At 69.8% G+C, this 25,756-nt stretch carries 21 protein-coding genes and 7 tRNA genes; 13 read left to right on the forward strand and 15 right to left on the reverse strand.

From position 1 onward, the window contains the following. Positions 1-176 precede the first annotated feature (176 nt). Positions 177-1,691: a N,N-dimethylformamidase beta subunit family domain-containing protein gene (locus tag ACFYMM_RS33040; RefSeq protein WP_388393361.1), complete on the forward strand. Its 1,515-nt coding sequence runs from the start codon at positions 177-179 to the stop codon at positions 1,689-1,691. An 87-nt stretch (positions 1,692-1,778) separates the two neighbouring features. Then, positions 1,779-2,678, forward strand: a complete 900-nt coding sequence (locus ACFYMM_RS33045; protein ID WP_388393364.1) for a phosphoribosylaminoimidazolesuccinocarboxamide synthase — start codon at positions 1,779-1,781, stop codon at positions 2,676-2,678. A 57-nt stretch (positions 2,679-2,735) separates the two neighbouring features. On the opposite strand, the gene ACFYMM_RS33050 is transcribed toward ACFYMM_RS33045, so the two are convergent. From ACFYMM_RS33050 to ACFYMM_RS33065, 4 genes are all read right to left on the reverse strand, one after another. After that, positions 2,736-2,808 (reverse strand) — tRNA-Gly (locus ACFYMM_RS33050). Positions 2,809-3,117: 309 nt separating this feature from the next. Then, positions 3,118-3,190: transfer RNA gene (locus ACFYMM_RS33055), tRNA-Gly, on the reverse strand. An 80-nt stretch (positions 3,191-3,270) separates the two neighbouring features. Next, a tRNA-Gly gene (locus ACFYMM_RS33060) sits at positions 3,271-3,342 on the reverse strand. Between the two features lie 134 nt (positions 3,343-3,476). After that, positions 3,477-3,794 carry an Lsr2 family protein gene (locus ACFYMM_RS33065; protein ID WP_388393367.1) on the reverse strand — a complete coding sequence of 106 codons (318 nt, stop codon included), beginning with the start codon at positions 3,792-3,794 and terminating at the stop codon, positions 3,477-3,479. A gap of 354 nt (positions 3,795-4,148) precedes the next feature. On the opposite strand from ACFYMM_RS33065, the gene purS reads away from it, so the two are divergent. The 6 genes from purS (at position 4,149) to purM (ending at position 11,107) form a co-directional block, all read left to right on the forward strand. Beyond that, positions 4,149-4,421: a phosphoribosylformylglycinamidine synthase subunit PurS gene (gene purS, locus ACFYMM_RS33070; RefSeq protein ID WP_067056252.1), complete on the forward strand. Its 273-nt coding sequence runs from the start codon at positions 4,149-4,151 to the stop codon at positions 4,419-4,421. Continuing rightward, positions 4,418-5,098, forward strand: coding sequence for a phosphoribosylformylglycinamidine synthase subunit PurQ (purQ, locus tag ACFYMM_RS33075; protein WP_388393369.1), 681 nt, complete (start codon positions 4,418-4,420; stop codon positions 5,096-5,098). Before purS ends, purQ begins: the two co-directional genes overlap by 4 nt. Beyond that, on the forward strand, positions 5,095-7,353 hold the full coding sequence (purL, locus tag ACFYMM_RS33080) for a phosphoribosylformylglycinamidine synthase subunit PurL (protein WP_388393372.1): 2,259 nt from the start codon (positions 5,095-5,097) through the stop codon (positions 7,351-7,353). Before purQ ends, purL begins: the two co-directional genes overlap by 4 nt. 78 nt (positions 7,354-7,431) lie before the next feature. After that, complete coding sequence (locus ACFYMM_RS33085) at positions 7,432-8,229, forward strand: sterol carrier family protein (protein WP_388393374.1); 798 nt, start codon at positions 7,432-7,434, stop codon at positions 8,227-8,229. Between the two features lie 240 nt (positions 8,230-8,469). Next, the gene (gene purF, locus ACFYMM_RS33090) at positions 8,470-9,999 is read left to right on the forward strand and encodes an amidophosphoribosyltransferase (protein ID WP_388393377.1); all 1,530 of its coding nucleotides are present in this window, start codon (positions 8,470-8,472) and stop codon (positions 9,997-9,999) included. A 34-nt stretch (positions 10,000-10,033) separates the two neighbouring features. After that, positions 10,034-11,107, forward strand: a complete 1,074-nt coding sequence (gene purM / locus ACFYMM_RS33095; RefSeq protein WP_388393379.1) for a phosphoribosylformylglycinamidine cyclo-ligase — start codon at positions 10,034-10,036, stop codon at positions 11,105-11,107. Between the two features lie 69 nt (positions 11,108-11,176). Here the strand turns inward: purM and ACFYMM_RS33100 are convergent, their stop codons facing one another. Next, positions 11,177-11,428: a DUF3073 domain-containing protein gene (locus ACFYMM_RS33100; protein ID WP_388393381.1), complete on the reverse strand. Its 252-nt coding sequence runs from the start codon at positions 11,426-11,428 to the stop codon at positions 11,177-11,179. Positions 11,429-11,713: 285 nt separating this feature from the next. Continuing rightward, positions 11,714-12,844: a Leu/Phe/Val dehydrogenase gene (locus ACFYMM_RS33105; protein ID WP_388393384.1), complete on the reverse strand. Its 1,131-nt coding sequence runs from the start codon at positions 12,842-12,844 to the stop codon at positions 11,714-11,716. Between the two features lie 200 nt (positions 12,845-13,044). On the opposite strand from ACFYMM_RS33105, the gene ACFYMM_RS33110 reads away from it, so the two are divergent. Both ACFYMM_RS33110 and bldC read left to right on the forward strand, forming a co-directional pair. Continuing rightward, positions 13,045-13,887: a hypothetical protein gene (locus ACFYMM_RS33110; protein WP_388393387.1), complete on the forward strand. Its 843-nt coding sequence runs from the start codon at positions 13,045-13,047 to the stop codon at positions 13,885-13,887. Positions 13,888-14,429: 542 nt separating this feature from the next. Continuing rightward, positions 14,430-14,636 carry a developmental transcriptional regulator BldC gene (gene bldC, locus ACFYMM_RS33115; protein ID WP_003949541.1) on the forward strand — a complete coding sequence of 69 codons (207 nt, stop codon included), beginning with the start codon at positions 14,430-14,432 and terminating at the stop codon, positions 14,634-14,636. 463 nt (positions 14,637-15,099) lie between these two features. On the opposite strand, the gene ACFYMM_RS33120 is transcribed toward bldC, so the two are convergent. From ACFYMM_RS33120 to ACFYMM_RS33160, 9 genes are all read right to left on the reverse strand, one after another. Further along, on the reverse strand, positions 15,100-15,357 hold the full coding sequence (locus ACFYMM_RS33120; RefSeq protein WP_388393389.1) for a DUF6274 family protein: 258 nt from the start codon (positions 15,355-15,357) through the stop codon (positions 15,100-15,102). A 397-nt stretch (positions 15,358-15,754) separates the two neighbouring features. After that, a tRNA-Asp gene (locus ACFYMM_RS33125) sits at positions 15,755-15,829 on the reverse strand. A gap of 94 nt (positions 15,830-15,923) precedes the next feature. After that, entirely contained in the window at positions 15,924-19,868 is a 3,945-nt protein-coding gene (hrpA, locus tag ACFYMM_RS33130) for an ATP-dependent RNA helicase HrpA (protein WP_388393391.1), read from the reverse strand. 86 nt (positions 19,869-19,954) lie between these two features. Beyond that, on the reverse strand, positions 19,955-20,284 hold the full coding sequence (locus ACFYMM_RS33135) for a hypothetical protein (protein ID WP_388393393.1): 330 nt from the start codon (positions 20,282-20,284) through the stop codon (positions 19,955-19,957). Between the two features lie 92 nt (positions 20,285-20,376). Continuing rightward, positions 20,377-20,577: a DivIVA domain-containing protein gene (locus ACFYMM_RS33140; protein WP_388393396.1), complete on the reverse strand. Its 201-nt coding sequence runs from the start codon at positions 20,575-20,577 to the stop codon at positions 20,377-20,379. Between the two features lie 75 nt (positions 20,578-20,652). Further along, positions 20,653-20,726 (reverse strand) — tRNA-Phe (locus tag ACFYMM_RS33145). Between the two features lie 29 nt (positions 20,727-20,755). After that, a tRNA-Asp gene (locus tag ACFYMM_RS33150) sits at positions 20,756-20,830 on the reverse strand. A gap of 37 nt (positions 20,831-20,867) precedes the next feature. After that, positions 20,868-20,940: transfer RNA gene (locus tag ACFYMM_RS33155), tRNA-Glu, on the reverse strand. Between the two features lie 80 nt (positions 20,941-21,020). Continuing rightward, positions 21,021-22,583, reverse strand: coding sequence for a metallophosphoesterase (locus ACFYMM_RS33160; protein ID WP_388393398.1), 1,563 nt, complete (start codon positions 22,581-22,583; stop codon positions 21,021-21,023). A 60-nt stretch (positions 22,584-22,643) separates the two neighbouring features. Here ACFYMM_RS33160 and ACFYMM_RS33165 point away from each other — a divergent pair, with 60 nt between their 5' ends. The 3 genes from ACFYMM_RS33165 to ACFYMM_RS33175 form a co-directional block, all read left to right on the forward strand. Further along, positions 22,644-22,994 carry a metallopeptidase family protein gene (locus ACFYMM_RS33165; protein ID WP_388393400.1) on the forward strand — a complete coding sequence of 117 codons (351 nt, stop codon included), beginning with the start codon at positions 22,644-22,646 and terminating at the stop codon, positions 22,992-22,994. A 76-nt stretch (positions 22,995-23,070) separates the two neighbouring features. Next, positions 23,071-23,586: a hypothetical protein gene (locus tag ACFYMM_RS33170; RefSeq protein ID WP_388393402.1), complete on the forward strand. Its 516-nt coding sequence runs from the start codon at positions 23,071-23,073 to the stop codon at positions 23,584-23,586. Between the two features lie 264 nt (positions 23,587-23,850). Beyond that, positions 23,851-25,756 (forward strand): DEAD/DEAH box helicase (locus ACFYMM_RS33175; protein ID WP_388393405.1); only part of this gene is annotated, 1,906 nt, incomplete at its 3' end.

Below are 25,756 nucleotides of genomic sequence, written 5' to 3' on the forward strand. Positions count from 1 at the left end.
CGCACCGGACGCCGTAACGGAGTACCAGCTTCCACTTCAGGTCAATTCGCAACGAATAGTGACCAAGCGCGTGCGTTATGTGATGTGCTGGGATCGACCGCGCACATGGCAAGGGCTTGCGACATACGACAGGACGACCGAAAGCGACCACGGGGGCACGAGGGAGGGGAGCGACCATGGGCTCGGACCAGATCCGCCGCTGGGAGTCGGGAGCGCTCGCGCACGCCGTCACGGACCCCTTCGGGCAGGGCCCGGTCCCCTGGCTGCGCGGCAGCGAGACCTACTTCGACGACACCGGCCATGTCGTCCCCTGGTACGTCGACCCGGTTCCCTCGCACGATCCCGCCCCGCCGCGCTCCAAGGGAACCCCCCGCGTGCCCGCTCCCCGCGCCGCGGGCGGCGGCGACCCCCGCTCGGCCGACGACGTGCACCGCCAGATCAAGGGCTTCACCTCCACCGGGGCGGTCGCGCCGGGCGAGGCGGTGGATTTCCACATCACCGTCGACCCGCCCCAGCAGTTCAGCGTGGACATCTACCGGATCGGTCACTACGGCGGCGACGGCGCCGCCAAGATCACCACCAGCCCCCGCCTTTCCGGCATCGTGCAGCACCCGCCGCTGACCGCCGACCGCACGGTCTCCTGCCACCACTGGTGGCTCTCCTGGCGGCTGCAGGTGCCCTCCTACTGGAGCATCGGCGCGTACGTCGCCGTCCTGACGACCGCCGACGGCTACCGCTCCCACGTGCCGTTCACGATCCGCGACAACCACCCGGCCGACCTGCTCCTGCTGCTGCCCGACATCACCTGGCAGGCGTACAACCTCTATCCCGAGGACGGCCGCACCGGCGCCAGCCTCTACCACGCCTGGGACGACAAGGGCCGGCTGCTCGGCGAGGCCGACGCCGCGACCACGGTCTCCTTCGACCGCCCGTACGCGGGCGCGGGCCTGCCGCTGCACGTCGGCCACGCCTACGATTTCATCCGCTGGGCCGAGCGCTACGGCTACGACCTGGCCTACGCCGACGCCCGCGACCTGCACGCCGGCCGCGTCGACCCCACCCGCTACCGGGGCCTGGTCTTTCCCGGCCACGACGAGTACTGGTCGACGCAGATGCGCCGCACGGCCGAGCTGGCCCGGGACAGCGGCACCTCGCTGGTCTTCCTCTCCGCCAACACCATGTACTGGCAGGTGGAGTTGGCCCCCGCCCCCTCAGGTGTCCCGGACCGCCTGCTGACCTGCCGCAAACGCAAGGGCCCGGGCAAACCGGTGCTCTGGCGCGAGATCGACCGACCCGAGCAGCAGTTGGTCGGCATCCAGTACGCGGGCCGCGTACCGGAACCGCATCCCCTGATCGTGCGCAACGCCGACCACTGGCTGTGGGAGGCGACCGGCGCGCACGAGGGCGACGAGATCGCGGGTCTGGTCGCCGGCGAGGCCGACCGCTACTTCCCGCGCACCCCGCTCCCCGAGCACGAGGAGCGCATCCTGCTCGCCCACTCCCCCTACACCGACAACGACGGCATCCTGCGCCACCAGGAGACATCCCTGTACCGGGCCCCCTCCGGCGCCCTGGTCTTCGCGTCCGGCACGTTCGCCTGGTCCCCGGCCCTGGACCGCCCGGAACACGTGGACCCGCGCATCCAGCGCGCCACCGCCAACCTGCTGGACCGCATCTGCAAGCGCGACTGACCCGCTGTCCAGGACCGCCCCGCTGTCCGAGAGCGCCCGCTCATACGGGACAATCGAGCCACTCGTACAGAACCACGGGGAGGAACCGTGTCCGGATTCGTAGAAAAGCCCGAGCCGATCCAGGTTCCGGGTCTGGTGCACCTGCACACCGGCAAGGTGCGCGAGCTGTACCAGAACGAGGCGGGCGACCTCGTGATGGTCGCCAGCGACCGCATGTCCGCCTACGACTGGGTACTGCCGACCGAGATCCCCGACAAGGGCCGCGTTCTCACCCAGCTCTCCCTGTGGTGGTTCGAGCAGCTCGCCGACCTGGCGCCCAACCACGTCCTGAGCACCGAGCTGCCGGAGGGCGCCCCCGCTGACTGGGCGGGCCGCACCCTGATCTGCAAGTCCCTGAACATGGTCCCGGTGGAGTGCGTGGCCCGCGGCTACCTCACCGGCTCGGGTCTGGTCGAGTACCAGGAGTCCCGTACGGTCTGCGGCCTCGCCCTCCCCGAAGGCCTCGTCGACGGCTCCGAGCTGCCCGGCCCGATCTTCACGCCGGCCACCAAGGCGGAGGTCGGCGAGCACGACGAGAACGTCTCCTACGAGGAGGTGGCCCGCCAGGTCGGCGCCGAGACGGCGGCCCAGCTGCGTCAGGCCACCCTCGCGGTGTACTCCCGCGCCCGGGACATCGCCCGGGACCGGGGGATCATCCTGGCCGACACCAAGTTCGAGTTCGGCTTCGACGGTGACACGCTGGTCCTCGCCGACGAGGTCCTCACCCCGGACTCCTCCCGCTTCTGGCCGGCCGACCAGTGGCAGCCGGGCCGCGCGCAGCCGTCGTACGACAAGCAGTTCGTCCGGGACTGGCTGACCTCGGCCGAGTCCGGCTGGGACAGGAAGAGCGAGCAGCCCCCGCCGGCGCTGCCGGGGGAGGTCGTGGAGGCGACCCGGGCGAAGTACGTGGAGGCGTACGAGCGGCTGACCGGTGTCGGCTGGAAGTGAGCCGGAAGTGAGCCCACGACGAAGGCCCCGGTCGGTGACCGGGGCCTTCGTGATCGGAGCGGACGACGAGGCTCGAACTCGCGACCTCAACCTTGGCAAGGTTGCGCTCTACCAACTGAGCTACGTCCGCAGTGCGCCGTGGCGCGGAAGCAACTATACCCAACCTGGCGCCGGACGGGACGCACTTATGGATGGCGGTTCCGCGCCCCCGGGCTTTGTCACAGCGGGGTGGGACGGCCGGGTCGGCGTCAACTCCGGAGCGGTGCAACGGTTTCCGGCGCATGCGGTACGGATGATCTCCTGAGCCCGTGCGTGGTGACGTGCCGGGCAGTTCGGTGGTCGGCCGCCGGGATGTGGCGACCTTCACACCGACGTGCGGGGACGTGTACTGCGCGGATATGAAAAGACCCCGGTCCAGTGGACCGGGGTCTCATTCCCGAGCGGACGACGAGGCTCGAACTCGCGACCTCAACCTTGGCAAGGTTGCGCTCTACCAACTGAGCTACGTCCGCACTGCTCCCGATCGGCTCCCACCGATCGGTGCGAGCACCAGCCTACCTGATCCACAAGTGTGGTCCGGACGGCGGTGCAGAGCGGGTGACAGGAATTGCACACTGCGCCTTCCCCCTGGAAGGGGGATGTTCTGCTACTGAACTACACCCGCATGTACTCCGGGGATCCGGCCTTTCGGCCTTGCCCCTCGGCGTGCTCCAGACATTAGCTGATCAGCAGGGGGGTAGCGCAAGTCGGCTGCCCCCAGGGTCCGCTGACGGGCCCTGAGGGTGCCGCCCCGGACGGTCACTGCGCGGCGCTGAACGCCTCGTAGACCTTCTTGGGGATGCGTCCGCGTGCGGGGACGTCCATCTTGTTCGCCTGGGCCCAGGCGCGCACCGCCGCCGGATCGGGGGCGACCTCCGTCTGGCGGTACGCCTTGCCCGACCTCGACCGCTTGCGGCCGGCCTCCACGTAGGGCGCGAGCGCCTTGCGCAGTTTCTTGGCGTTCACTTCATTCAGGTCGATCTCGTACGACTTGCCGTCGAGTCCGAAGGCGATCGTTTCCGCCGCTTCCGAGCCGTCGATGTCGTCAAAGAGAGTGACCACGACCTTCTGCGCCACGAATATCGGTCCCTTCGTGCGACACTCCGTCCGCGATGACGTGCCAAGACGTCACGGCGATACGGCGGAGATGTCGACTGTCCGCCAGTTATTGGGCAAAGTATCGGCTATTGCCAATTCATTTGTACAGTGCCCGGCAATGGAAAGTGAAGACCGACTAAAACCGTCCGCGTGTCCCAGGGCAATACCCGTCGCGGACCCGCCGGGCGAACTTTCCCAGAATTTTTCGTGAGCGCACCCGTTCGACACCGGATCGTGACGCCCGTCACGTAGTTTCCTACAACTCTACTCGCGTAGAAATTTTGTGCGGGTAGTCTGAAGGAACCTGCTCAGCACCACACACCGGGAGTGCCAGTGGCACGCGTCGTAGTCGACGTCATGCTCAAGCCGGAGATCCTCGACCCCCAGGGCCAGGCGGTGCAGCGCGCACTGCCGCGGCTTGGTTTCGAAGGCATCTCGGACGTTCGCCAGGGAAAGCGATTCGAACTGGAAGTTGACGGGCCGGTCGACGAGGCCGCGCTCGCCCGCATCCACGATCTCGCGGAATCCTTCCTCGCCAACACTGTGATCGAGGACTTCACGGTCAAGGTGGAAGAGGCCGCGGAAGTCGCGGAGGCCGCGAAGTGACCGCTCGTATTGGCGTCGTCACTTTCCCGGGGAGTCTCGACGACCGGGACACCCAGCGTGCGATCCGCCTCGCGGGCGCCGAACCGGTCGCCCTCTGGCACAAGGACAAGGACCTTCATCAGGTCGACGCCGTGGTGCTGCCCGGCGGTTTCTCCTACGGCGACTATCTGCGGGCCGGCGCCATCTCCCGTTTCTCGCCGGTGATGGAGACCGTCATCGAGCAGGCGAAGGCCGGCCTCCCGGTCCTCGGCATCTGCAACGGCTTCCAGATCCTCACCGAGGCCCACCTGCTCCCGGGCGGGATGCTCGGCAACGACCACCTGCACTTCATCTGCCGCGACCAGAAGCTGCGGGTGGAGAACGCGGAGACCTCCTGGACCGGCGACTACCGCGCGGGCCAGGAGATCCACATCCCGCTGAAGAACATGGACGGCCGGTACGTCGCCGACGAGTACACGCTCGACAAGCTGGAGGCCGAGGGCCGGGTCGTCTTCCGGTACCGGGACTTCAATCCCAACGGCTCCCTCCGGGACATCGCCGGCATCACCAACGAGGCCGGGAACGTCGTGGGCCTCATGCCGCACCCCGAGCACGCCGTCGAGCCCCTCATCGGGTCCGGCCGCACCGACGGCCTCCCGTTCTTCACCTCGATCCTCAAGAAGCTGGTCACCGCATGAGCAGGACGCCTCTGGACACGGTCGAGCACGCGGCCGAGACCCCCGACGTCGAGCTGCCCTGGGCCGAACTCGGTCTGAAGAAGGACGAGTACGAGCGGGTGGTGGAGATCCTCGGCCGCCGCCCGACCGGCGCCGAACTCGCCATGTACTCCGTCATGTGGTCCGAGCACTGCTCGTACAAGTCGTCGAAGGTGCACCTGCGCCAGTTCGGCGAGAAGGCCCCGCAGAGCGACGCGCTGCTGGTGGGCATCGGCGAGAACGCCGGTGTCGTCGACGTCGGCCAGGGCTACGCCGTGACCTTCAAGGTCGAGTCGCACAACCACCCCTCCTACGTCGAGCCGTACCAGGGCGCGGCCACGGGCGTCGGCGGCATCGTCCGCGACATCATCGCCATGGGCGCGCGGCCGGTCGCGGTCGTCGACCCGCTGCGCTTCGGCGCGGCCGACCACCCGGACACCAAGCGCGTGCTGCCGGGTGTCGTCGCCGGCATCGGCGGCTACGGCAACTGCCTGGGCCTGCCGAACATCGGCGGCGAGGTCGTCTTCGACTCCTGCTACCAGGGAAACCCGCTGGTCAACGCCGGTGCCATCGGTGTGATGCGGCACGAGGACATCCACCTCGCCAAGGCCTCCGGCGCGGGCAACCAGGTCATCCTGTACGGCGCCCGGACCGGCGGCGACGGCATCGGCGGCGCCTCGATCCTCGCCTCGGAGACCTTCGACGACGCCAAGCCGTCGAAGCGTCCGGCGGTCCAGGTCGGCGACCCCTTCCAGGAGAAGCTCCTCATCGAGTGCACCCTGGAGGCCTTCCGCGAGAAGCTGGTCGTCGGCATCCAGGACCTCGGCGCGGCCGGCCTGTCCTGCGCCACCTCGGAGCTCGCCTCGAACGGCTCCGGCGGCATGCGCGTGACGCTGGACGACGTACCCCTGCGCGACTCGACCCTCTCGCCCGAGGAAATCCTCATGAGCGAGTCGCAGGAACGCATGTGCGCGGTCGTGGAGCCGGACAAGGTCGCGCGGTTCCTGGAGATCTGCGACAAGTGGGACGTCATCGCCACCGTCATCGGCGAGGTGACCGACGGCGACCGGCTGGAGATCTACTGGCACGGCGGCAAGATCGTCGACGTCGACCCGCGCACGGTCGCCCACGAGGGCCCGACGTACGAGCGCCCGTACGCCCGCCCCGACTGGCAGGACGCCCTCCAGGCCGACGACGCCAACAAGCTGCCCCGGCCCTCCTCCGGCGAGGAGCTGAAGGACCAGGTCCTGAAGCTGGTCGCGTCGCCGAACCAGGCGTCGAAGAAGTGGATCACCTCCCAGTACGACCACTTCGTGCAGGGCAACACCGTCCTCGCCCAGCCCGAGGACTCCGGCATGATCCGGATCGACGAGGAGACCGGCCTCGGCGTCGCCATCGCGACCGACGGCAACGGCCGGTACGCCAAGCTCGACCCGTACCACGGCGCCCAGCTCGCGCTCGCCGAGGCGTACCGCAACGTCGCCACCACCGGCGCCAAGCCGCTGGCCGTCTCCGACTGCCTGAACTTCGGCTCGCCCGAGGACCCGGCGGTGATGTGGCAGTTCGCGGAGGCCATCCGCGGTCTGGCCGACGCCTGCCAGCAGCTCGGCACCCCGGTGACCGGCGGCAACGTCTCGCTGTACAACCAGACCGGCGACGTGGCCATCCACCCGACCCCGGTGGTCGCGGTCCTCGGCGTGATCGACGACGTGGCCCGGCGCACCCCGGTCGCCTTCCAGGAGGAGGGCCAGCTGCTCTATCTCCTGGGCGACACCCGCGAGGAGTTCGGCGGCTCGGCCTGGTCGCAGGTGATCCACGATCACCTCGGCGGGCTGCCCCCGAAGGTCGACCTGGAGCGGGAGCGGCTGCTGGCCGAGATCCTGATCTCCGCCTCCCGCGACGGCATGATCGACTCCGCGCACGACCTGTCCGACGGCGGTCTGGTCCAGGCGGTCGTGGAGTCGGCGCTGCTGGGCGGCAAGGGCGCGCGTCTGGTCGTACCGGACGGGCTGGACGCCTTCACCTTCCTCTTCTCGGAGTCGGCGGGCCGTGCGGTGGTGGCCGTACCGCGCTCGGAGGAGCTCCGTTTCAACGACATGTGCGGGGCGCGGGGGCTGCCGGCGGTTCGCATCGGTGTCGTGGACGGCGACTCGGTGGAGGTCCAGGGAGAGTTCGAGCTGTCCCTGGCGGAACTGCGCAAGGCGCACGAGGACACCATCCCGGCGCTGCTGGCATAGGCGTCCGACGACGCCCGCGGCCCCGCCCGTTCGTACGGGCGGGGCCGCGGGCGTGCGTGAGGGCATAGGCTCGCCGCCATGCCACCGGCCAAGAAGCGCGCTCGCAGCTACGACCCCGCCAGGACCCGCGCGGCGGTCTTCGCCCAGCTCGGACACGTACGGGACGCCGTGCGCGGCCTCACCCCGGAGCAGCTGGCGCTGCCCACCCGGCTCGACGGGTGGACCGTACGCGAGCTGGTCGCGCACATCGGGATGGCGGTCACCGCCGTCCACCGCGCCCTGGAGCTGCCGGCCCCGCCGAAGCCGACCGCGACGGTCGTCGAGTGGGCCTTCTCCACCGCCGCCCGCGCCGCCGACGTCGCCGACTTCACCCGCGGTCTGGCCGCCGGCCACCCCGACCTCGACGCCTACCTCACCGAGGTCGAAGAGTCGTTGCGCGCCCTCCTCGACGAACACCCGGGCACCCGGCTCCTCGACACCGGCGCGGGCGCGTTGTCCCTCGACGACTGCCTGGTCACCCGTACCGTCGAACTCGTCGTCCACACCGACGACCTGCACGCCGCCGTGCCGGGTCTGGAGATCCCGTACGACCGTCAGGCCCTGGCCGCCGCCACCCGCCTGCTCGCCGACGCCCTCGCCGTGAAGGCGCCCGGTGGCTCGACCGAGGTACGGATCCCGCCCTACGCCGTCGTGCAGTGCGTCGAGGGCCCCCGGCACACCCGCGGCACCCCGCCCAACGTCGTCGAGACGGACCCGCTGACCTGGATCCGGCTCGCCACCGGGCGGCTGGCCTGGAAGACCGCCGTGGAGGAGGCTCGGGTCGGGGCGAGCGGGGGACGGGCGGACCTCGACGGGTTGCTGCCGCTCATGGCGTAGCCGACCGCGTCCCGGCCCGGGCGAGGCGCACCCGAATGATGTGCGACACCTCACTCACGGATACGGCGATCGGGTCCGCCGACGCGCCGCCGAAGATGTCCGAAGCCCGGTCCGTATCCGTCATCGACGCTCTGACCTGCCGAAATGTAGAAACCGCCAAGGTGATCCACACCCGCTGACACGTTACCGGCGCGTATCCCCAATTCGGACCAGTGGTCGACCTCGCCTACACTCGGTGGCGTGCCACGTGGTGACGGTCGACTCAATCACGATCTGCTCCCCGGTGAGAAAGGCCCCCAGGACGCGTGTGGCGTCTTCGGTGTCTGGGCTCCGGGCGAAGAGGTCGCAAAGCTCACGTACTTCGGGCTCTACGCCCTCCAGCACCGGGGTCAGGAATCCGCGGGAATCGCGGTCAGCAACGGCTCCCAGATCCTCGTCTTCAAGGACATGGGCCTGGTCTCCCAGGTCTTCGACGAGACCTCGCTCGGTTCGCTCCAGGGTCACATCGCGGTCGGACACGCCCGCTACTCGACCACCGGCGCCTCCGTGTGGGAGAACGCCCAGCCGACGTTCCGCGCCACCGCGCACGGCTCGATCGCGCTCGGCCACAACGGCAACCTGGTCAACACGGCGCAGCTCGCCGAGATGGTCGCCGAACTGCCGAAGGACACCAACGGCCGCTCCACCAGGGTCGCGGCGACCAACGACACCGACCTGCTGACCGCGCTCCTCGCGGCCCAGGTCGACGACGACGGCAAGCCGCTGACCATCGAGGAGGCCGCCCACGCGGTGCTGCCCAAGGTCAAGGGCGCCTTCTCCCTCGTCTTCATGGACGAGCACACCCTCTACGCGGGCCGTGACCCGCAGGGCATCCGCCCGCTGGTCCTCGGCCGGCTGGAGCGCGGCTGGGTGGTCGCCTCCGAGTCCGCCGCCCTGGACATCTGCGGCGCGAGTTTCGTCCGCGAGATCGAGCCCGGCGAGTTCGTCGCCATCGACGAGAACGGACTGCGTACCTCCCGATTCGCGGAAGCGAAGCCCAAGGGCTGTGTCTTCGAGTACGTGTACCTGGCCCGCCCGGACACCGACATCGCCGGCCGGAACGTGTACCTCTCCCGGGTGGAGATGGGCCGCAAGCTCGCGAAGGAAGCCCCGGTCGAGGCCGACCTGGTCATAGCGACTCCGGAGTCCGGCACCCCGGCGGCCATCGGCTACGCGGAGGCGTCCGGCATCCCCTTCGGCGCCGGTCTGGTGAAGAACGCCTATGTGGGCCGCACCTTCATCCAGCCCTCGCAGACGATCCGCCAGCTGGGAATCCGGCTGAAGCTGAACCCGCTGAAGGAAGTCATCAAGGGCAAGCGCCTGGTCGTCGTCGACGACTCGATCGTGCGCGGCAACACCCAGCGGGCCCTGGTCCGCATGCTCCGCGAGGCGGGCGCCGCCGAGGTCCACATCCGGATCTCCTCGCCGCCGGTGAAGTGGCCCTGCTTCTTCGGCATAGATTTCGCCACCCGCGCAGAACTGATCGCCAACGGCATGACGATCGACGAGATCGGCACCTCGCTCGGCGCCGACTCGCTGGCGTACATCTCCCTCGACGGCATGATCGAGGCGACCACCATCGCCAAGCCGAACCTGTGCCGCGCCTGCTTCGACGGCGAGTACCCGATGGAGCTGCCGGACCCCGAGCTGCTCGGCAAGCAGCTCCTGGAGACCGAGCTGGCCGCCGGACCGGCCGCCACGGCCGCCGCCGACGCGATCCGTCGCCCGTAGGCCTCGTAGAAACCAACCCGAAAGATCCCAGGCAATGTCTGAGACTGCTGTTCCCGGTGCTTCCTACGCGGCTGCCGGTGTCGACATCGAGGCGGGCGACCGCGCCGTCGAGCTGATGAAGGAGTGGGTGAAGAAGACCCGGCGTCCCGAGGTCCTCGGCGGCCTCGGCGGCTTCGCCGGCCTCTTCGACGCCTCGGCCCTCAAGCGCTACGAGCGGCCCCTGCTCGCCTCCGCCACCGACGGCGTGGGCACCAAGGTCGACATCGCCCGCCAGCTGGGCGTGTACGACACCATCGGCCACGACCTGGTCGCCATGGTCATGGACGACATCGTGGTGTGCGGTGCCGAACCGCTGTTCATGACGGACTACATCTGCGTCGGCAAGGTTCACCCCGAGCGGGTCGCCGCCATCGTCAAGGGCATCGCGGAGGGCTGTGTGCTGGCCGGCTGCGCCCTGGTGGGCGGCGAGACCGCCGAACACCCCGGGCTGCTGGGCGCGGACGACTTCGATGTCGCCGGGGCCGGTACGGGCGTGGTCGAGGCCGACCGGCTGCTCGGCGCGGATCGTATCCGTAAGGGTGACGCGGTGATCGCCATGGCGTCCTCCGGGCTTCACTCGAACGGGTACTCCCTGGTCCGGCATGTCCTGCTGAACCAGGCGGGTCTCGCCCTCGACGCGCACATCGAGGAGCTGGGCCGCACCCTCGGCGAGGAGCTGCTGGAGCCGACCAAGATCTACTCGCTGGACTGCCTGGCCCTCGTCCGCACCACCGAGGTGCACGCCTTCAGCCACGTCACCGGTGGCGGACTCGCCGCCAACCTGGCCCGGGTCGTCCCGGACGAGCTGCACGCGGTCGTCGACCGGTCCACCTGGACCCCGGGCGCGATCTTCGGCCTCGTCGGCCGGACCGGCGACGTCGAACGCCTGGAGCTGGAGAAGACCCTCAACATGGGCGTGGGCATGATCGCGATCGTCCCGCAGGAGTCCGTGGACGTCGCCCTCACGACCCTGGCCGACCGTGGGGTCGAGGCATGGGTCGCGGGCGAGATCACCGACCGCGGCGACCACGAGACCGGCGCGGCTCTCGTCGGCGACTACGCCGGCTGAGCCCCCGCAGGCAGCACAGAACCCGGTCGGTGACCGAAGTCACCGACCGGGTGGGTGCTCAATGCAAGGTCAAGCTCCGCGACGGTGTTGTGAGGACTGGTCGTCCTCGTCCTCGTCGTCGTCCTCATAGAGGTCGGCGTACCGAGAATACAGATCGTCGTCGTCCTGCTCATCGTCCTCGAACCGCTCGCCGTTCGGCGGCGGATTCGACGTCGATGCGCCCAGCTCCTCGGCCAGGCGTGAGAGATCAGTCCCACCGCTGTTGTACTTCAGCTGGCGGGCGACCTTCGTCTGCTTGGCCTTGGCCCGGCCGCGCCCCATGGCTCGACCCCCTCAACGACGGGGCTCGACGGCCCCAGAGTCTGACACGCGTTCATGATCTGGAACGGACTCTCCGTGGAGAGGCCGGTCCGTAGGGCTTCCACGGTACCTGAGCCCGCGCCCATACGGTACGTCGCCCGCAGCACGCGCGTGTGCACAGGACCTTCGAGGCGCCCCGTCCTCGCTGGTCAGTGGCGATTTTAACCACTTATCGGGGCACGACCCGCCGGTGAGAGTGAGAGTTCTCTCGAAGTTCCCGCCGACGGGTACCGCTCACCTGTGCGATCAGCGCGTCGCGGGGCTCTCCGCCGGGCCCCCGGCGCGGCCCCTCGCCCGGCCCTCCGCCATGCGCTGCTCGGCGATCCGGTCCGCCGCGGCGGCCGGCGGAATCCCGTCTTCCTTCGCACGTGCGAATATGGCCAGCGTGGTGTCGAAGATCTTCGCCGCCTTCGCCTTGCACCGGTCGAAGTCGAAGCCGTGCAGCTCGTCGGCCACCTGGATGACCCCGCCCGCGTTCACCACGTAGTCCGGCGCGTAGAGGATCCCGCGGTCGGCGAGGTCCTTCTCCACGCCCGGGTGGGCGAGCTGGTTGTTGGCCGCGCCGCACACCACCCGGGCGGTCAGCACCGGCACGGAGTCGTCGTTCAGGGCACCGCCGAGCGCGCAGGGGGCGTAGATGTCGAGGCCCTCGACCCGGATCAGCGCCTCGGTGTCGGCGACCGGGCGCACGGAGGGGTGCTTGTCCGTGATGCGGGCGACGGCGTCCTGCCGTACGTCCGTGATCACGACCTCGGCGCCCTCCGCCAGCAGGTGTTCCACGAGGTGGTGGCCCACCTTGCCGACGCCCGCGATGCCGACGGTGCGGCCGCGCAGCGAGGGGTCGCCCCACAGGTGCTGGGCGGAGGCGCGCATGCCCTGGTAGACGCCGAAGGCGGTGAGGACGGAGGAGTCGCCGGCGCCGCCGTTCTCGGGCGAGCGGCCGGTCGTCCAGCGGCATTCGCGGGCCACGACGTCCATGTCGGCGACGTACGTGCCGACGTCGCAGGCGGTGACGTACCGGCCGCCGAGCGAGGCCACGAACCGGCCGTAGGCGAGCAGCAGGTCCTCGGTCTTGTCGCGCTCCGGATCCCCGATGATCACGGCCTTGCCGCCGCCGTGGTCCAGACCGGCCATGGCGTTCTTGTACGACATCCCGCGCGCGAGGTTGAGCGCGTCGGCGACGGCCTCCGCCTCGGTCGCGTACGGGTAGAAGCGCGTACCGCCGAGGGCGGGGCCCAGGGCGGTGGAATGGAGGGCGATGACGGCCTTGAGGCCGGTGGCCCGGTCCTGGCAGAGCACGACTTGCTCATGACCGCCCTGATCCGAGTGGAACAGGGTGTTCAGTACATCAGCAGGTGCGCCGTTCACGTCGGTCACTGTGGTGACTCCTGAAAAGTAGCGGCGGTCCTCAGACCAGCTCCCGTGCGGGTGGCGGGTGCTGTGGCACGAGCGTAGAGCCTGTGCCCACCAGCCATCCGCGCAGTGTTCAGGATCACCCTCTCGCGCCGAGTAAGCACGCATGACCGTGGGACGATTTGCCGTGGTTTCGAGCTGGGCCCGATGGGGAGGGAGCAGGCGTGCCCAAGGTGTCCTCGGTGGTCGTCCCGTACGCCACGTACCTGCGTGTGTACGAGCCGCTGGCCGCCTTCCCGGAGCCGGAGCGCGGGTACTGGGAGCGCTACGCGCGCCGTCCCGACCGCCCCTCCTACCAGGAGGAACTGCGCCGCTCGCTGGCCGATCTGCTGCCCACCCCGCCGATCCCGGTGCCGGTGCACGAGAGCGGTGACGCCTTCGTCACGGACGTCGGCGGGGTGGTCTGCGTCTGCCCCTGGCGCACCCGGCTGCGTGGCTGGCAGGCCCTCGGGGACCTTGCCGAGGAGCTGCCGCCGTCGGTCCTGGACGCGGTGCTGCCCCCGCTCGTCCGCCACCAGGCCGGCCAGGACTACGAGCGCTGGCTGGCCCGCCATCCCGACGCCCGCCCCTGGATCCGCACCGCGACCTGGCAGGTGCCGCTGAACTGGTTCGTGCTCGTCTCCGACGAGGAGCGGGAGTACGCCAAGGGTTCCGCCGAGGAGGCGCCCCTGCTGCGCTACCGCACGCCGATGGCGCAGGCCAGGCGCCGGGTGGCGCGGGGGCTGCGCACGCTGCGGGACACCATCGAGGAGGGGCCGCTGATCGACGGCCTGCTGGACGTCGGCCGATGGCTGGAGGAGTTCCACCCGCGCTCGCTGGTGGAACTCGACTACGGCGGGCTGGTCCACACGCTCCCGGCCGAGGAGCTGGAGGGCGATCACTCGGCGGCCGATGTGGCCTACGGCATCGACGCGCTGCGCCGGGGCGACGCGACGGCCGCCGGGGAGGCGTACGGGCGGCTCGTGGAGCGGTGGCGAGCGGTCCAGGACCGGCGTTCGGCGAACTGACGTTCAAACCGGCGCGACGGAAAGTGACATACGTCACGGCCCAAACGTCGCTGGAGGACGTACGGTCAACGGCACTTGAACCACCTGATGGGACGTTGTCCCGATCCGGGCTTTTGTCCTCAAGGGTGATGGACGGCACTTACGCGGCCCTTGCGTCTCTTGCCGCCCCTCGTGCCAAAATAGGACAAGGAGTCCGGGGAGGACTCTGTCCGCCCAACTATGCTCCACCATGGGCGGAATCTCCGCATTGCACGCTTTGGGGGGTCTGGTGACTCCTGATCGTCCTGTGACTGATCGTCACAGTGGCGTGACTGTCCGCTATGGCATGGTCCATCGGCTTCCGTCGCTGATGAACACCTGGGAGGGCAATTCCATCGGTTTGGCCGACGCGGCTGGACAGATGGTGTAGTTGTAGTGCCGAGGACAAGCCGTTCGTCCTATAACCGACTCGACTCGCGTCCGCCATTTCGGGCAACGCGGGTCAAGGTGCAGAATTTAGAGGAAAGAACCGAGAAGGTTCGGTTCTCCCGAGGAGGCCGCTCATGACCGCTCGCACCCCTGATGCCGAGCCGCTGCTGACCCCGGCTGAGGTCGCCACCATGTTCCGTGTCGACCCCAAGACGGTCACGCGGTGGGCGAAGGCCGGCAAGCTCACTTCCATCCGTACGCTCGGCGGGCACCGCCGCTACCGCGAGGCGGAGGTCCGCGCACTGCTCGCGGGCATCCCGCAGCAGCGCAGCGAGGCCTGAACAACTGAATACCGGGCAAGGCGGCCGTTCCCCCAACTGGCCGAGGCGCCCGAAACCCTAGCTCCAAGCGACGCGGGATCTGCCCCAACAGGCCCCACGCCCAAGCCGAACGGAACTTTCTAGGCACGCGACACAGGGTGCGTCGTAGATCGCGCTGGACTCCGCCGAGTCCAGCGCGATCTTTTTTGTGCGCTCGGCGTGGCGGGAGGGCCGCACTTGTGAGCGGCCTTGTCGGAGTCTGGGGAGGGGTGTCGGATCCGTTGTGGACGACCTCTGGGGCTGGTGCAATTGCACATATTAAATTGACCAGTTGTAGGAGAGGTGTAAGTACCGTTGTTTCGGAAACTCATGCGGTGACACCCGTCACATACCGCTCGGCTTGTCGGTGCCGTCGTCCGTACGCTATTGGAGGTCGCGCGGTGCCAGTGTCCGTGCGTGGGGCGGGTGTTGAGCCGACCGGACGTCAGGCACCAGGGGGACTGTCGCTTCCGAGGCCGTCGAGGGCGCCGGTGGTCTCCCTGGCCTCCACGGGACCCTCCGGGGCTGTCTGGGGCGCCTGGGGCGTCCGGGTCGCCTGTGCGGCTCGTGGGGCGGAGTCCATCGCCAGCCGCAGTAGGCGGTGGCAGATCGGGCAGTGGCGGGTCAGATGCCGGTAGGCCGAGGCGGCCGACAGATGAGCCCTCAGGAGCGCCCGCGTCTCATGCCTGACCGATGCCGCCATACGCCACCTCCGGAGACCGCACGGGGAACGGACCCTGTCTTCTGGGTACCGACCGAATGTGACGCAGTCAAGGGCGGGGGGTACGCGAAAGGCCCGCATCCAGGACGGATACGGGCCTTGACTTGCGGTCCTGACGGGATTTGTTGTGTCTGATCGCGGCTGCGCCGCGGGCGCGGCCTCCGCCTTGGCGGGGTGGCGAGGGTGGTTCTTGTCGAGGCGTGCGAAAGGCCCGCATCCAGGACGGATACGGGCCTCGACTTGCGGTCCTGACGGGATTTGCTGTGTTTGATCGCGGCTGCGCCGCGGGCGCGGCCTCCGCCTTGGCGGGGTGGCGAGGGTGGTTCTTGTCGAGGCGTGCGAAAGACCCGCATCCAGGACGGATACGGGCCTCGACTTGCGGTCCTGACGGGATTTGAACCCGCGGCCTCCACCTTGACAGGGTGGCGAGCACTCCAAACTGCTCCACAGGACCAGGTTTCGCGGCACTTGGTGTTGCGCTGTGCTGCGAGAAGGACTGTACAGGAGGGTGAGCCCCACGGTCGAACTCACCCAGCGTGTACGTGCAGTTACGGTGCGGCCGCGTCGATCGCCTTCACGATCCGCTTGTCGGAGACGGGGTACGCCGTGCCCAGCGCGTGGGCGAAGTAGCTGACCCGCAGCTCCTCGATCATCCAGCGGATGTCCAGGACCGACGAGGGCACCGGGCGCCCCTGGGGCAGCTGCTCCAGGAGCCAGGCGTACTCGTCCTGCATCTCGTGCACCTTCTCCATGCGCGTGGTGTCCCGCTGCACCCCGGTCGGCATCTGCTGCAGGCGCCGGTCCGCCGCGACCAGGTACCGCATCAGGTCCGGCAGCCGGCGTATCCCCGCCCACGTCACGAAACCGGGCTTCACGAGTGCGTCCAGCTGCGTACGCACGTCCGTCAGGTTTCGCAGCAGCACCGGACTGCGCACCGTCTTCAGACGGCGCTCACAGGCCTGCCAGGCGGCCAGCACCTGCTGCACCTGCCCGACCGTACGGACCGTCGTGTCCACGATCTCCGCACGCACCTTGTCGTACAGCTTCCGGTACGACTCCTCGTCCCACACCGGTCCGCCGAAGTCCGCGATCAGCTTGTCCGCCGCCGCCATGGCGCAGTCGTCGAAGAGCGCCTGGACGGAGCCGTGCGGGTTCGCGGACAGAGCGAGCTTCTGCGCGTTCGTCAGCCTCTCGGACGCGAACTTCGCCGGGTTCACCGGGATGTTGCGCAGGATCAGCCGGCGGGTGCCCTTCCACATGGCCTCCGCCTGCTCGGCCTCCGTGTCGAAGAGACGGACCGAGACCGTGTCGCCGTCGTCGACCAGCGCCGGATACGCCTTCACCGGCTGACCGGCCCGGCGCGTCTCGAAGACCCTGGTGAGGCTGCCGACCGTCCAGTCCGTCAGGCCCCCGCGCTCCAGGGACTCCCCGCCCTGCCGGGACGCGGTCGCGGCCGCCGCCTGCGACAGGGCCTGGCGCGCCTTCGGCTTCAGACGCAGCTTCAGCACCTCCAGATCCTTGTCCTCGGCCAGCTTGCGGCGCCGCTCGTCGACGATCCGGAAAGTGATCTTCAGATGGTCCGGGACCTTCGCCCAGTCGAAGTCCTCCGCCTCGAACGGCACCCCCACCATGCGCTTCAGCTCGCGCGCCATGGTCGTGGTCAGCGGCTCCTGCAGCGGGACCGCTCGGTCCAGAAACGCCTTCGCGTAGTTCGGCGCGGGCACGTAGTGGCGGCGGATCGGCTTGGGCAGGGAGCGGATCAGCTCCGTGACGACCTCTTCCCTCAGGCCCGGGATCTGCCAGTCGAAGCCCTCGTCCGTGACCTGGTTGAGGACCTGCAGCGGGACGTGCACGGTCACACCGTCCGCGTCCGCGCCCGGCTCGAACTGGTACGTCACGCGGAAGGTGAGCGGCCCCTGCCGCCAGGAGTCCGGATAGTCCGCCTTGGTGACCGCCCCCGCCGTCTCCCGGATGAGCATCGCCCGCTCGAAATCCAGGAAGTCGGGCGTCTCGTGCCGCTTGTGCTTCCACCACGAGTCGAAGTGGGCGCCGGATACGACGTGGTCGGGCACCCGCTGGTCGTAGAAGTCGAAGAGCGTCTCGTCGTCGACCACGATGTCCCGGCGCCGGGCGCGGTGCTCCAACTCCTCGACTTCGCTCAGCAGTTTGCGGTTGTCGGCGAAGAACTTGTGGTGGGTGCGCCAGTCGCCCTCGACGAGCGCGTTGCGGATGAACAGCTCGCGGCTGGCCTCCGGGTCGATCCGGCCGTAGTTCACCTTCCGGTCGGCGACGATCGGTACGCCGTAGAGCGTGACCTTCTCGTACGCCATCACGGCCGCCTGGTCCTTCTCCCAGTGCGGCTCGCTGTACGTCCGCTTGAGCAGATGCCCGGCCAGCGGCTCGACCCACTCGGGTTCGATCTTCGCGTTGACGCGGGCCCACAGACGGCTCGTCTCCACCAGCTCCGCCGACATCACGAACCTCGGCTGCTTCCGGAACAGCGCCGAGCCGGGGAAGACCGCGAACTTGGCGTTGCGCGCGCCCAGGTACTCGTTCTTCGCGCCGTCCTTGACGTCCTTCATGCCGATGTGCGAGAGCAAACCAGCGAGGAGAGAGACATGGATACGGTCGTCGGGGGCGTCCTCGTCGTTGAGGTGGATGCCCATCTGCTTGGCGACCGTGCGCAGCTGGGTGTAGATGTCCTGCCACTCGCGGATGCGCAGGAAGTTCAGGTACTCCTGCTTGCACATCCGGCGGAAGGAGGACGAGCCGCGCTCCTTCTGCTGCTCGCGCACGTACCGCCACAGGTTGAGGTAGGCCAGGAAGTCGCTGGTCTCGTCCTTGAAGCGGGCGTGCTGCTGGTCGGCCTGGGTCTGCTTGTCGGCCGGGCGCTCGCGCGGGTCCTGGATGGACAGCGCGGCGGCGATCACCATGACCTCGCGGACGCAGCCGTTCTTCTCGGCCTCCAGGACCATCCGGGCCAGACGGGGGTCGACGGGCAGCTGGGCGAGCTTGCGGCCGGTGTCCGTCAGACGCTTGCGCGGGTCCTTCTGGGCCGGGTCCAGGGCGTGCAGCTCCTGCAGCAGCTGCACGCCGTCACGGATGTTGCGGTGGTCCGGCGGGTCGATGAAGGGGAACTTCTCGATGTCGCCGAGGCCGGCGGCGGTCATCTGCAGGATGACGGAGGCCAGGTTCGTCCGCAGGATCTCCGCGTCCGTGAACTCCGGCCGGGCGACGAAGTCGTCCTCGGAGTACAGACGGATGCAGATGCCGTCGGACGTACGGCCGCAGCGGCCCTTGCGCTGGTTGGCGCTGGCCTGGCTGACCGGCTCGATGGGCAGCCGCTGGACCTTGGTGCGGTGGCTGTAGCGGCTGATGCGGGCGAAGCCGGGGTCGATGACGTACTTGATACCGGGGACGGTCAGCGAGGTCTCGGCGACGTTGGTCGCCAGAACGATCCTGCGGCCGGTGTGCGGCTGGAAGACACGGTGCTGCTCGGCGTGCGAGAGCCGGGCGTAGAGCGGCAGGACCTCCGTGAAGCGGTACTGCTTCCTGGTGAGGGCGTCGGCGGTGTCGCGGATCTCCCGTTCGCCGGAGAGGAAGACGAGGATGTCTCCCTTGCCCTCCGCCATCAGCTCCTCGACGGCGTCCGTGATCGCGGTGATCTGGTCCCGGTCGGTGTCCTCGGAGTCCTCTTCGAGCAGCGGCCGGTAGCGCACCTCCACCGGATACGTCCGCCCGCTGACCTCGACGATCGGCGCGTCGCCGAAGTGCCGGGAGAAGCGCTCGGGGTCGATGGTGGCCGAGGTGATGACGACCTTCAGGTCCGGCCGCTTGGGCAGCAGCTGGGCCAGGTAGCCGAGCAGGAAGTCGATGTTCAGGGACCGCTCGTGCGCCTCGTCGATGATGATCGTGTCGTAGGCGCGCAGCTCGCGGTCGGTCTGGATCTCGGCGAGCAGGATGCCGTCCGTCATCAGCTTGACGAAGGTGGCCTCCGGGTTCACCTGGTCGGTGAAGCGGACCTTCCAGCCGACGGCCTCGCCGAGGGGCGTGTCCAGCTCCTCGGCGACCCGCTCGGCGACGGTGCGCGCCGCGATCCGGCGGGGCTGGGTGTGCCCGATCATCCCGCGCACGCCCCGGCCCAGTTCCATACAGATCTTCGGGATCTGGGTGGTCTTCCCGGACCCGGTCTCACCGGCGACGATGACGACCTGGTGATCACGGATGGCGGCCGCGATCTCGTCCTTCTTCTGGCTGACGGGCAGCTGTTCGGGGTAGCTGACGGCGGGCACACGGGCGCGGCGCTCGTCCATCCGTGCCTCGGCCTTGCCGACCTCGGCCTCGATCTCGGCGAGGACGGCGGCGCGGGCCTCCGGCTTACGGATCTTGCGCGCGCCCTCGAGCCTGCGCCCGAGCCGGTGCGCGTCGCGCAGCGTCAGTTCGGTCAGGCGGGAGGCGAGGGTGCCGAGGGCGGGGGCTGGATGCGTAGACATACGCGGTCCAGGATCTCACCTCGGGGAAATCGCTGGCGAACGAATTGCTTCCGGCCGTCTCAGCGGCCCTGCCGGAGCGGGCGGTCTCAGGGCGCGGGCTGGGCCGGCGGCGCCGCCGGGGGCGGGGTGGCCGGCGACTCCCGGTGCCGTGCGGCGCCGTCCCCGAGCGCGATCGACCGGGCGGTGTTGGAGACGGCCTTGATGCCCAGGTAGGCGGTCGTCATGCTGCTCATGGCGGTGAAGGCGGCGGTCAGCACACCCACGATCACCGACTTGTCCGCACCGAGCCGCCACACCCCGAAGATCGCGGCCCCGGCGATGGCGAGGTTGCTGATGACCACCGCGAGCAGTCCGTAGCGCGCCCGGTCCTTCTCCAGCCCCACATCCCGGATGGCCTTGGTCTCGTCCTGGCTCATCGTCCCCCGACCCCCTCAACGACCACGACTGAGCTGACCGGGCCGAACGTATCGCCGCCCGGCGCCGGTGCCAAGCAACCTGGCGTCCTCGGTCACCCGCGCAGCTCAGCCACCCTGGCGTCCACCTGCGCCCGGTCGTACCCGCGCCGGACGATGTCGAAGGCGGGCGGGGCCTGCGGTGCCGTACCGGAGGCGAGGGCGTGCAGGTAGGCGTCCACCTGGGCCCGGTCGTAACCGCGGCGCGCGATGTCGAAGCCCCGGAAGTCACCGAGGTACCTGCTGTCGTCCCCCACCGCTTCCCCCTCCGCCACCGGCGTGCGCGTGTATACGACGAAGGCCCCGTCCTGGTGAACGGGGCCTTCTGGCTGTGGCTGGGGCCGGGGTCGAACCGGCGACCTATCGCTTTTCAGGCGATCGCTCGTACCAACTGAGCTACCCAGCCACGGGGTTTCACGTGAAACAAAACCCCAGCGGTCCTGACGGGATTTGAACCCGCGGCCTCCACCTTGACAGGGTGGCGAGCACTCCAAACTGCTCCACAGGACCAAGCTTTGTGTGCAACAGTGTCGCACACGATCTTGCGTGCCCCCAACGGGATTCGAACCCGTGCTACCGCCTTGAAAGGGCGGCGTCCTAGGCCGCTAGACGATGAGGGCTATCGGCCCGCCTGGGCGCTTCTCAGCGCGTCGGGGACGTGAGAAGCATATGGGATGGCGGGGAGTATCGCCAAAACGGTTTACGGCCCCGGGGTGGACGCGGTCTTCGAAGGGGTTGCGGGGGCGGACGGGGCCGGTGTGGCGCCCGGCTCGTTCTCCTTCGGGAGGTGGCGGCTGACCTCGGCCGTGGTCAGGCCCAGGCCGCCCAGTCTGATCTCGTCCCAGGCCTGGAGACGACGGGTGCCCCGGTCGAAGTAGAGGATCGAGGCCTCGATCGGAGCCGGGTACTGGTGCTCGACGGCCCGCAGCCCGCTGCCGCCCGTGGAGCCCTCCATGCGCAGCCGGGTGCCGTACTTCAGGATCTCGTTCCCCTCGTGGTGCAGGTGCCCGCACAGGACCAGCGGCACCTCGCCGTCCGTCTCGCGGGCCGCGTCCGGTTCGTGGGCGACGGCGATGTCGACCGGGGTCCCCGCGGTCTTCTGGTCGTGCAGGGCCGAGGCCAGCCGGTCGCCGGCCAGCGTCTCCGCCTTGTCGCCGCCGGGGACGACCGAGCGGTCGGGCGTGAACTGCGGATCGCCGATGCCCGCGAAACGCAGGCCCCCGACGGTCTGGGCCCGGCCGTCGTCCAGGACGTGCACGTTCTTCATCCGCTCCAGATAGCGCTGGGTGACCCGGGAGTCGTGGTTGCCCCGGACCCAGACGTAGGGCACGCCCAGGCCGGCGATCGGGTCCAGGAAGGCGTTCTCCGCCGCCGTGCCGTGGTCCATCGTGTCGCCCGAGTCGACGATCACGTTCACCTTGTACTGCTCCACCAGCGAGGCGATGATCTTCCAGCTCGCCGGGTTCAGGTGGATGTCGGAGACGTGCAGGACGCGCAGGGTGGTGGGGTCCGGCTGGTAGGCGGGGAGCGTGGAGGTGACGTCGTAGAGCCTGGTCACGTTCGTCACCAGGCGTGCCAGCTCCTTCTGGTAGACGTCGAACTCCGTGACGATGTTGCGGGCGTTGCCCACCAGGGACGGCGCGGAGGAGAGCAGGCCGGAGAATTTCGGCTCCAGGACCGACTTGGGGTTCCAGGTGGCGTACGCCGTCGCCCCCGAGGCCGCGAGGAGGGTGAGCGCGAGTCCGCCGGCCGCCAGGGCGCGGCGCGGCCGTCGGTAGACCGCGAGGCCGAGGGCCGTCGCCCCGGAGACCACGGCGACGCAGGAGCGTACGGCCAGGTCGAGCGTGCCGTGCTCGACGTCCCGGACGACCTCGTCCTGGAGGCCGGAGATGCGTTCGGGGTGGTCGACCAGGGCCTGTGAGCGCATCGGGTCGAGCTGGTCGACGTTGACGTCCAGGCGGACGGGGGCGACATGGCTGTCCAGGGTCAGCGCGCCCAGCGGGGAGACGTTGATCTTCGTGCCGCCGGTCAGGGACGGGCGCAGCGCCATCGTGGTGTTCATGGGGCCGACCGGGGTCCGTACGTTCCCCACGATCAGCAGTCCGAGCCAGGCGCCGACGACGACCACGGCGGTCAGACCGAGGGCGCGGAGCCAGGGGTGGGGACGGGCGGACAGTTCGAGCTGGGGCAGGGCGGGCTCGCGGGTGCGGCGCGCGGTTCGGTTCGGCTTGCGGTTCAGGGCTGCGAGGGGGACGCGGGCCATTGGTCCCGTATGCCCAAGTGCCCCGGTGGATATGCGGCGCGGGTACCGGACAATGAGCGTGTGCTGGAGATGACGCGCGAGGAGTTCGAGGAACTGGTCGCCGAGGCGCTGGACCGGATCCCTCCGGAGCTGACGCGGCTGATGGACAACGTCGCGGTGTTCGTCGAGGACGAACCGCCCGCGGGCGATCCCGAGCTGCTCGGCCTCTACGAGGGGACCCCGCTGACCGACCGGGGCGAGTGGTACGCCGGTGTGCTGCCGGACCGGATCACCGTCTACCGGGGTCCGACGCTGCGGATGTGCGAGACGCGGGCGGACGTGGTGGCGGAGACCGAGGTCACCGTGGTGCACGAGATCGCACACCACTTCGGCATCGACGACGCCCGGCTGCACGCGCTCGGATACGGATAGCCGGCGCGCGTGTCCTCTTGCGGGCAGCGGGAGTTGGGCAGGTTGACTCCTTCATCCACCCCTGGAGGTGGCCGCCGTGCCCCCCTTGTCCGTACCCGTCCGTCTGGCCGCCACGGCGCTGGTCCTGGCCGCCGCCTCCGGCTGTGTGAACGTGGGTGACGACGCCGGTCCGGCCAGGCCGTCGCATTCGGCGGGGCAGCGCGGCGGTGAGACCCCCGCCGGGGGTTCGGCGGTGTCGGCCGGGGTCGGCGGGTTCGGCGGCCAGGCGGGCGACGGCAAGCACGAGCACGGCGGGAAGGCCAAGCCGGAGAAGTCGGCGTCGCAGACGGCCACGCCGTCCGGGGCGCCGGCCGCCAGCGGTACGCCGGCGCCGGCCGAGCCCGGGAAGACCGTCAAGCCCGGCGATCCGGTGCCGCCTCCGGCGCAGCCCACGCCCACCCCGACCCCGCCGCCCACGCCCGATCCGCCGGCCTCCTCCGCGCCGCCCCCCACTCCGCCGGCGTCCGCCGAACCGTCGTCCTCCGCCCATGCGGAGACCGGTCCGCAGCTCGCCCAGCGGGAGCCGGCGCCGCAGGCGGGGGCGCCGGCCTGAGGAGGCCGACGCGAGGGCCGGGGGCGTCGGCCCGGCCCCCCGAAGGCCGGTGTGACGTACGTCTACGGGTCTCGGTTTGCCAGCAGGGGTGGAGGGTGCGTATGGTGGTAGATCGTTTGATCCCATTTGCCCGGCGCCAACGCAGAGCGCGCCGTGTGGCGCGTACTCTCCCTTGCCGTGGCGGACCGCATAGAGGCGGTCGTAATGCGACTCACGGAGTTGACGGGCGCGTGCCGAAGAGACTCCGGAAGGTTTCGCATTCGCATGTCCATTTCCAGTACTGATCACGTCGTCGTGCCCGAGAACGTCGAGGACATCGACGCCGTCGCGGCCGAGACCGGCGACGAGACCAGCACCCCCGAGGTCACCTTCGCGGACCTCGGTCTCCCCGAGGGTGTCGTGCGCAAGCTGGCGCAGAACGGCGTGACCACCCCCTTCCCGATCCAGGCCGCGACCATCCCGGACGCCCTGGCCGGCAAGGACATCCTCGGCCGGGGCCGCACCGGCTCCGGCAAGACCCTCTCCTTCGGTCTGCCCACCCTGGCCACGCTGGCCGGCGGCCGCACCGAGAAGCACCGTCCGCGCGCCGTCATCCTGACGCCCACCCGTGAGCTGGCCATGCAGGTCGCCGACGCGCTCCAGCCGTACGGCGACGTCCTCGGCCTGAAGATGAAGGTCGTCTGCGGCGGCACGTCCATGGGCAACCAGATCTACGCCCTGGAGAAGGGCGTCGACATCCTGGTCGCCACCCCGGGCCGGCTGCGCGACATCATCAACCGCGGCGCCTGCTCCCTCGAGGACGTGCGGATCGCCGTTCTCGACGAGGCCGACCAGATGTCCGACCTGGGCTTCCTGCCCGAGGTCACCGAGCTGCTCGACCAGGTCCCGGCGGGCGGCCAGCGGATGCTGTTCTCCGCCACGATGGAGAACGAGATCTCCACGCTGGTGAAGCGCTACCTGAGCAACCCGGTCACCCACGAGGTCGACAGCGCCCAGGGCAACGTCACGACAATGTCGCACCACATCCTGATCGTGAAGCCCAAGGACAAGGCGCCGGTGACCGCCGCGATCGCCTCCCGCAAGGGCCGCACGATCATCTTCGTCCGCACCCAGCTGGGCGCCGACCGTATCGCCGAGCAGCTGCGCGACGCCGGTGTGAAGGCGGACGCGCTGCACGGCGGTATGACGCAGGGCGCGCGGACCCGGACGCTGGCCGACTTCAAGGACGGTTACGTCAACGCGCTCGTCGCGACCGACGTCGCCGCCCGTGGCATCCACGTCGACGGCATCGACCTCGTCCTGAACGTCGACCCGGCCGGCGACCACAAGGACTACCTGCACCGGGCCGGCCGTACGGCCCGCGCCGGCCGCACCGGCACGGTCGTCTCGCTCTCCCTGCCGCACCAGCGGCGCCAGATCTTCCGCCTGATGGAGGACGCCGGCGTGGACGCCGGGCGGCACATCATCCAGGGCGCCGGCGCCTTCGACCCGGAGGTCGCCGAGATCACCGGCGCCCGTTCCATGACCGAGGTCCAGGCCGAGTCCGCGGGCAACGCGGCCCAGCAGGCCGAGCGCGAGGTCGTCCAGCTCACGAAGGAGCTGGAGCGGGCGCAGCGTCGTGCGACCGAGCTGCGCGAGGAGGCCGACCGGCTGGTCGCGCGGGTCGCCCGCGAGCGGGGCGAGGACCCCGAGGCGGCGGTCGCCGAGGCGCAGGCCGAGACGCAGACCGTGGCCGAGGTCTCGGTGCCGGAGCAGCCGGCCGCGCAGGACGTGGACCGGGCCGAGCGCGAGGAGCGTACGGCGGCCGCGTCGTCGTACGAGCGTCGCGAGCGGCGTGACGACCGGGGCGACCGTGGTGGCCGCTCCTTCGACCGTGACCGTGGTGCCCGTTCCTTCGAGCGCCGTGACAACGACCGGGGCGGTTTCAACCGTGACCGGCGTGACGACCGGCGCGACGGTGAGCGTGGCGGCTTCCGCCGTGACGAGCGCCGCGACGACCGCCGTGACGACCGTGGCGGCCGTCCCTTCGAGCGCCGCGACAACGACCGCGGTTTCCGCCGGGACGACCGGCGGGACGGTGAGCGTGGCGGCTTCCGCCGTGACGAGCGCCGCGACGACCGCCGTGACGACCGTGGCGGCCGTCCCTTCGAGCGCCGCGACAACGACCGCG

The sequence above is a fragment of the Streptomyces sp. NPDC006739 genome (assembly GCF_042869815.1).
In the GTDB taxonomy this organism is placed as follows: Bacteria; Actinomycetota; Actinomycetes; order Streptomycetales; family Streptomycetaceae; genus Streptomyces.

Excerpts from the sequence above, each read along its gene's own strand:
- ACFYMM_RS33040 (WP_388393361.1), top strand. The coding sequence starts at position 177 with ATGGGCTCGGACCAGATCCGCCGCTGGGAGTCGGGAGCGCTCGCGCAC.
- purL (WP_388393372.1), top strand. The coding sequence starts at position 5,095 with ATGAGCAGGACGCCTCTGGACACGGTCGAGCACGCGGCCGAGACCCCC.
- ACFYMM_RS33085 (WP_388393374.1), top strand. The coding sequence starts at position 7,432 with ATGCCACCGGCCAAGAAGCGCGCTCGCAGCTACGACCCCGCCAGGACC.
- purM (WP_388393379.1), top strand. The coding sequence starts at position 10,034 with ATGTCTGAGACTGCTGTTCCCGGTGCTTCCTACGCGGCTGCCGGTGTC.
- ACFYMM_RS33100 (WP_388393381.1), bottom strand. The coding sequence starts at position 11,428 with ATGGGGCGCGGCCGGGCCAAGGCCAAGCAGACGAAGGTCGCCCGCCAG.
- bldC (WP_003949541.1), top strand. The coding sequence starts at position 14,430 with ATGACCGCTCGCACCCCTGATGCCGAGCCGCTGCTGACCCCGGCTGAG.
- ACFYMM_RS33120 (WP_388393389.1), bottom strand. The coding sequence starts at position 15,357 with ATGGCGGCATCGGTCAGGCATGAGACGCGGGCGCTCCTGAGGGCTCAT.
- hrpA (WP_388393391.1), bottom strand. The coding sequence starts at position 19,868 with ATGTCTACGCATCCAGCCCCCGCCCTCGGCACCCTCGCCTCCCGCCTG.
- ACFYMM_RS33135 (WP_388393393.1), bottom strand. The coding sequence starts at position 20,284 with ATGAGCCAGGACGAGACCAAGGCCATCCGGGATGTGGGGCTGGAGAAG.
- ACFYMM_RS33160 (WP_388393398.1), bottom strand. The coding sequence starts at position 22,583 with ATGGCCCGCGTCCCCCTCGCAGCCCTGAACCGCAAGCCGAACCGAACC.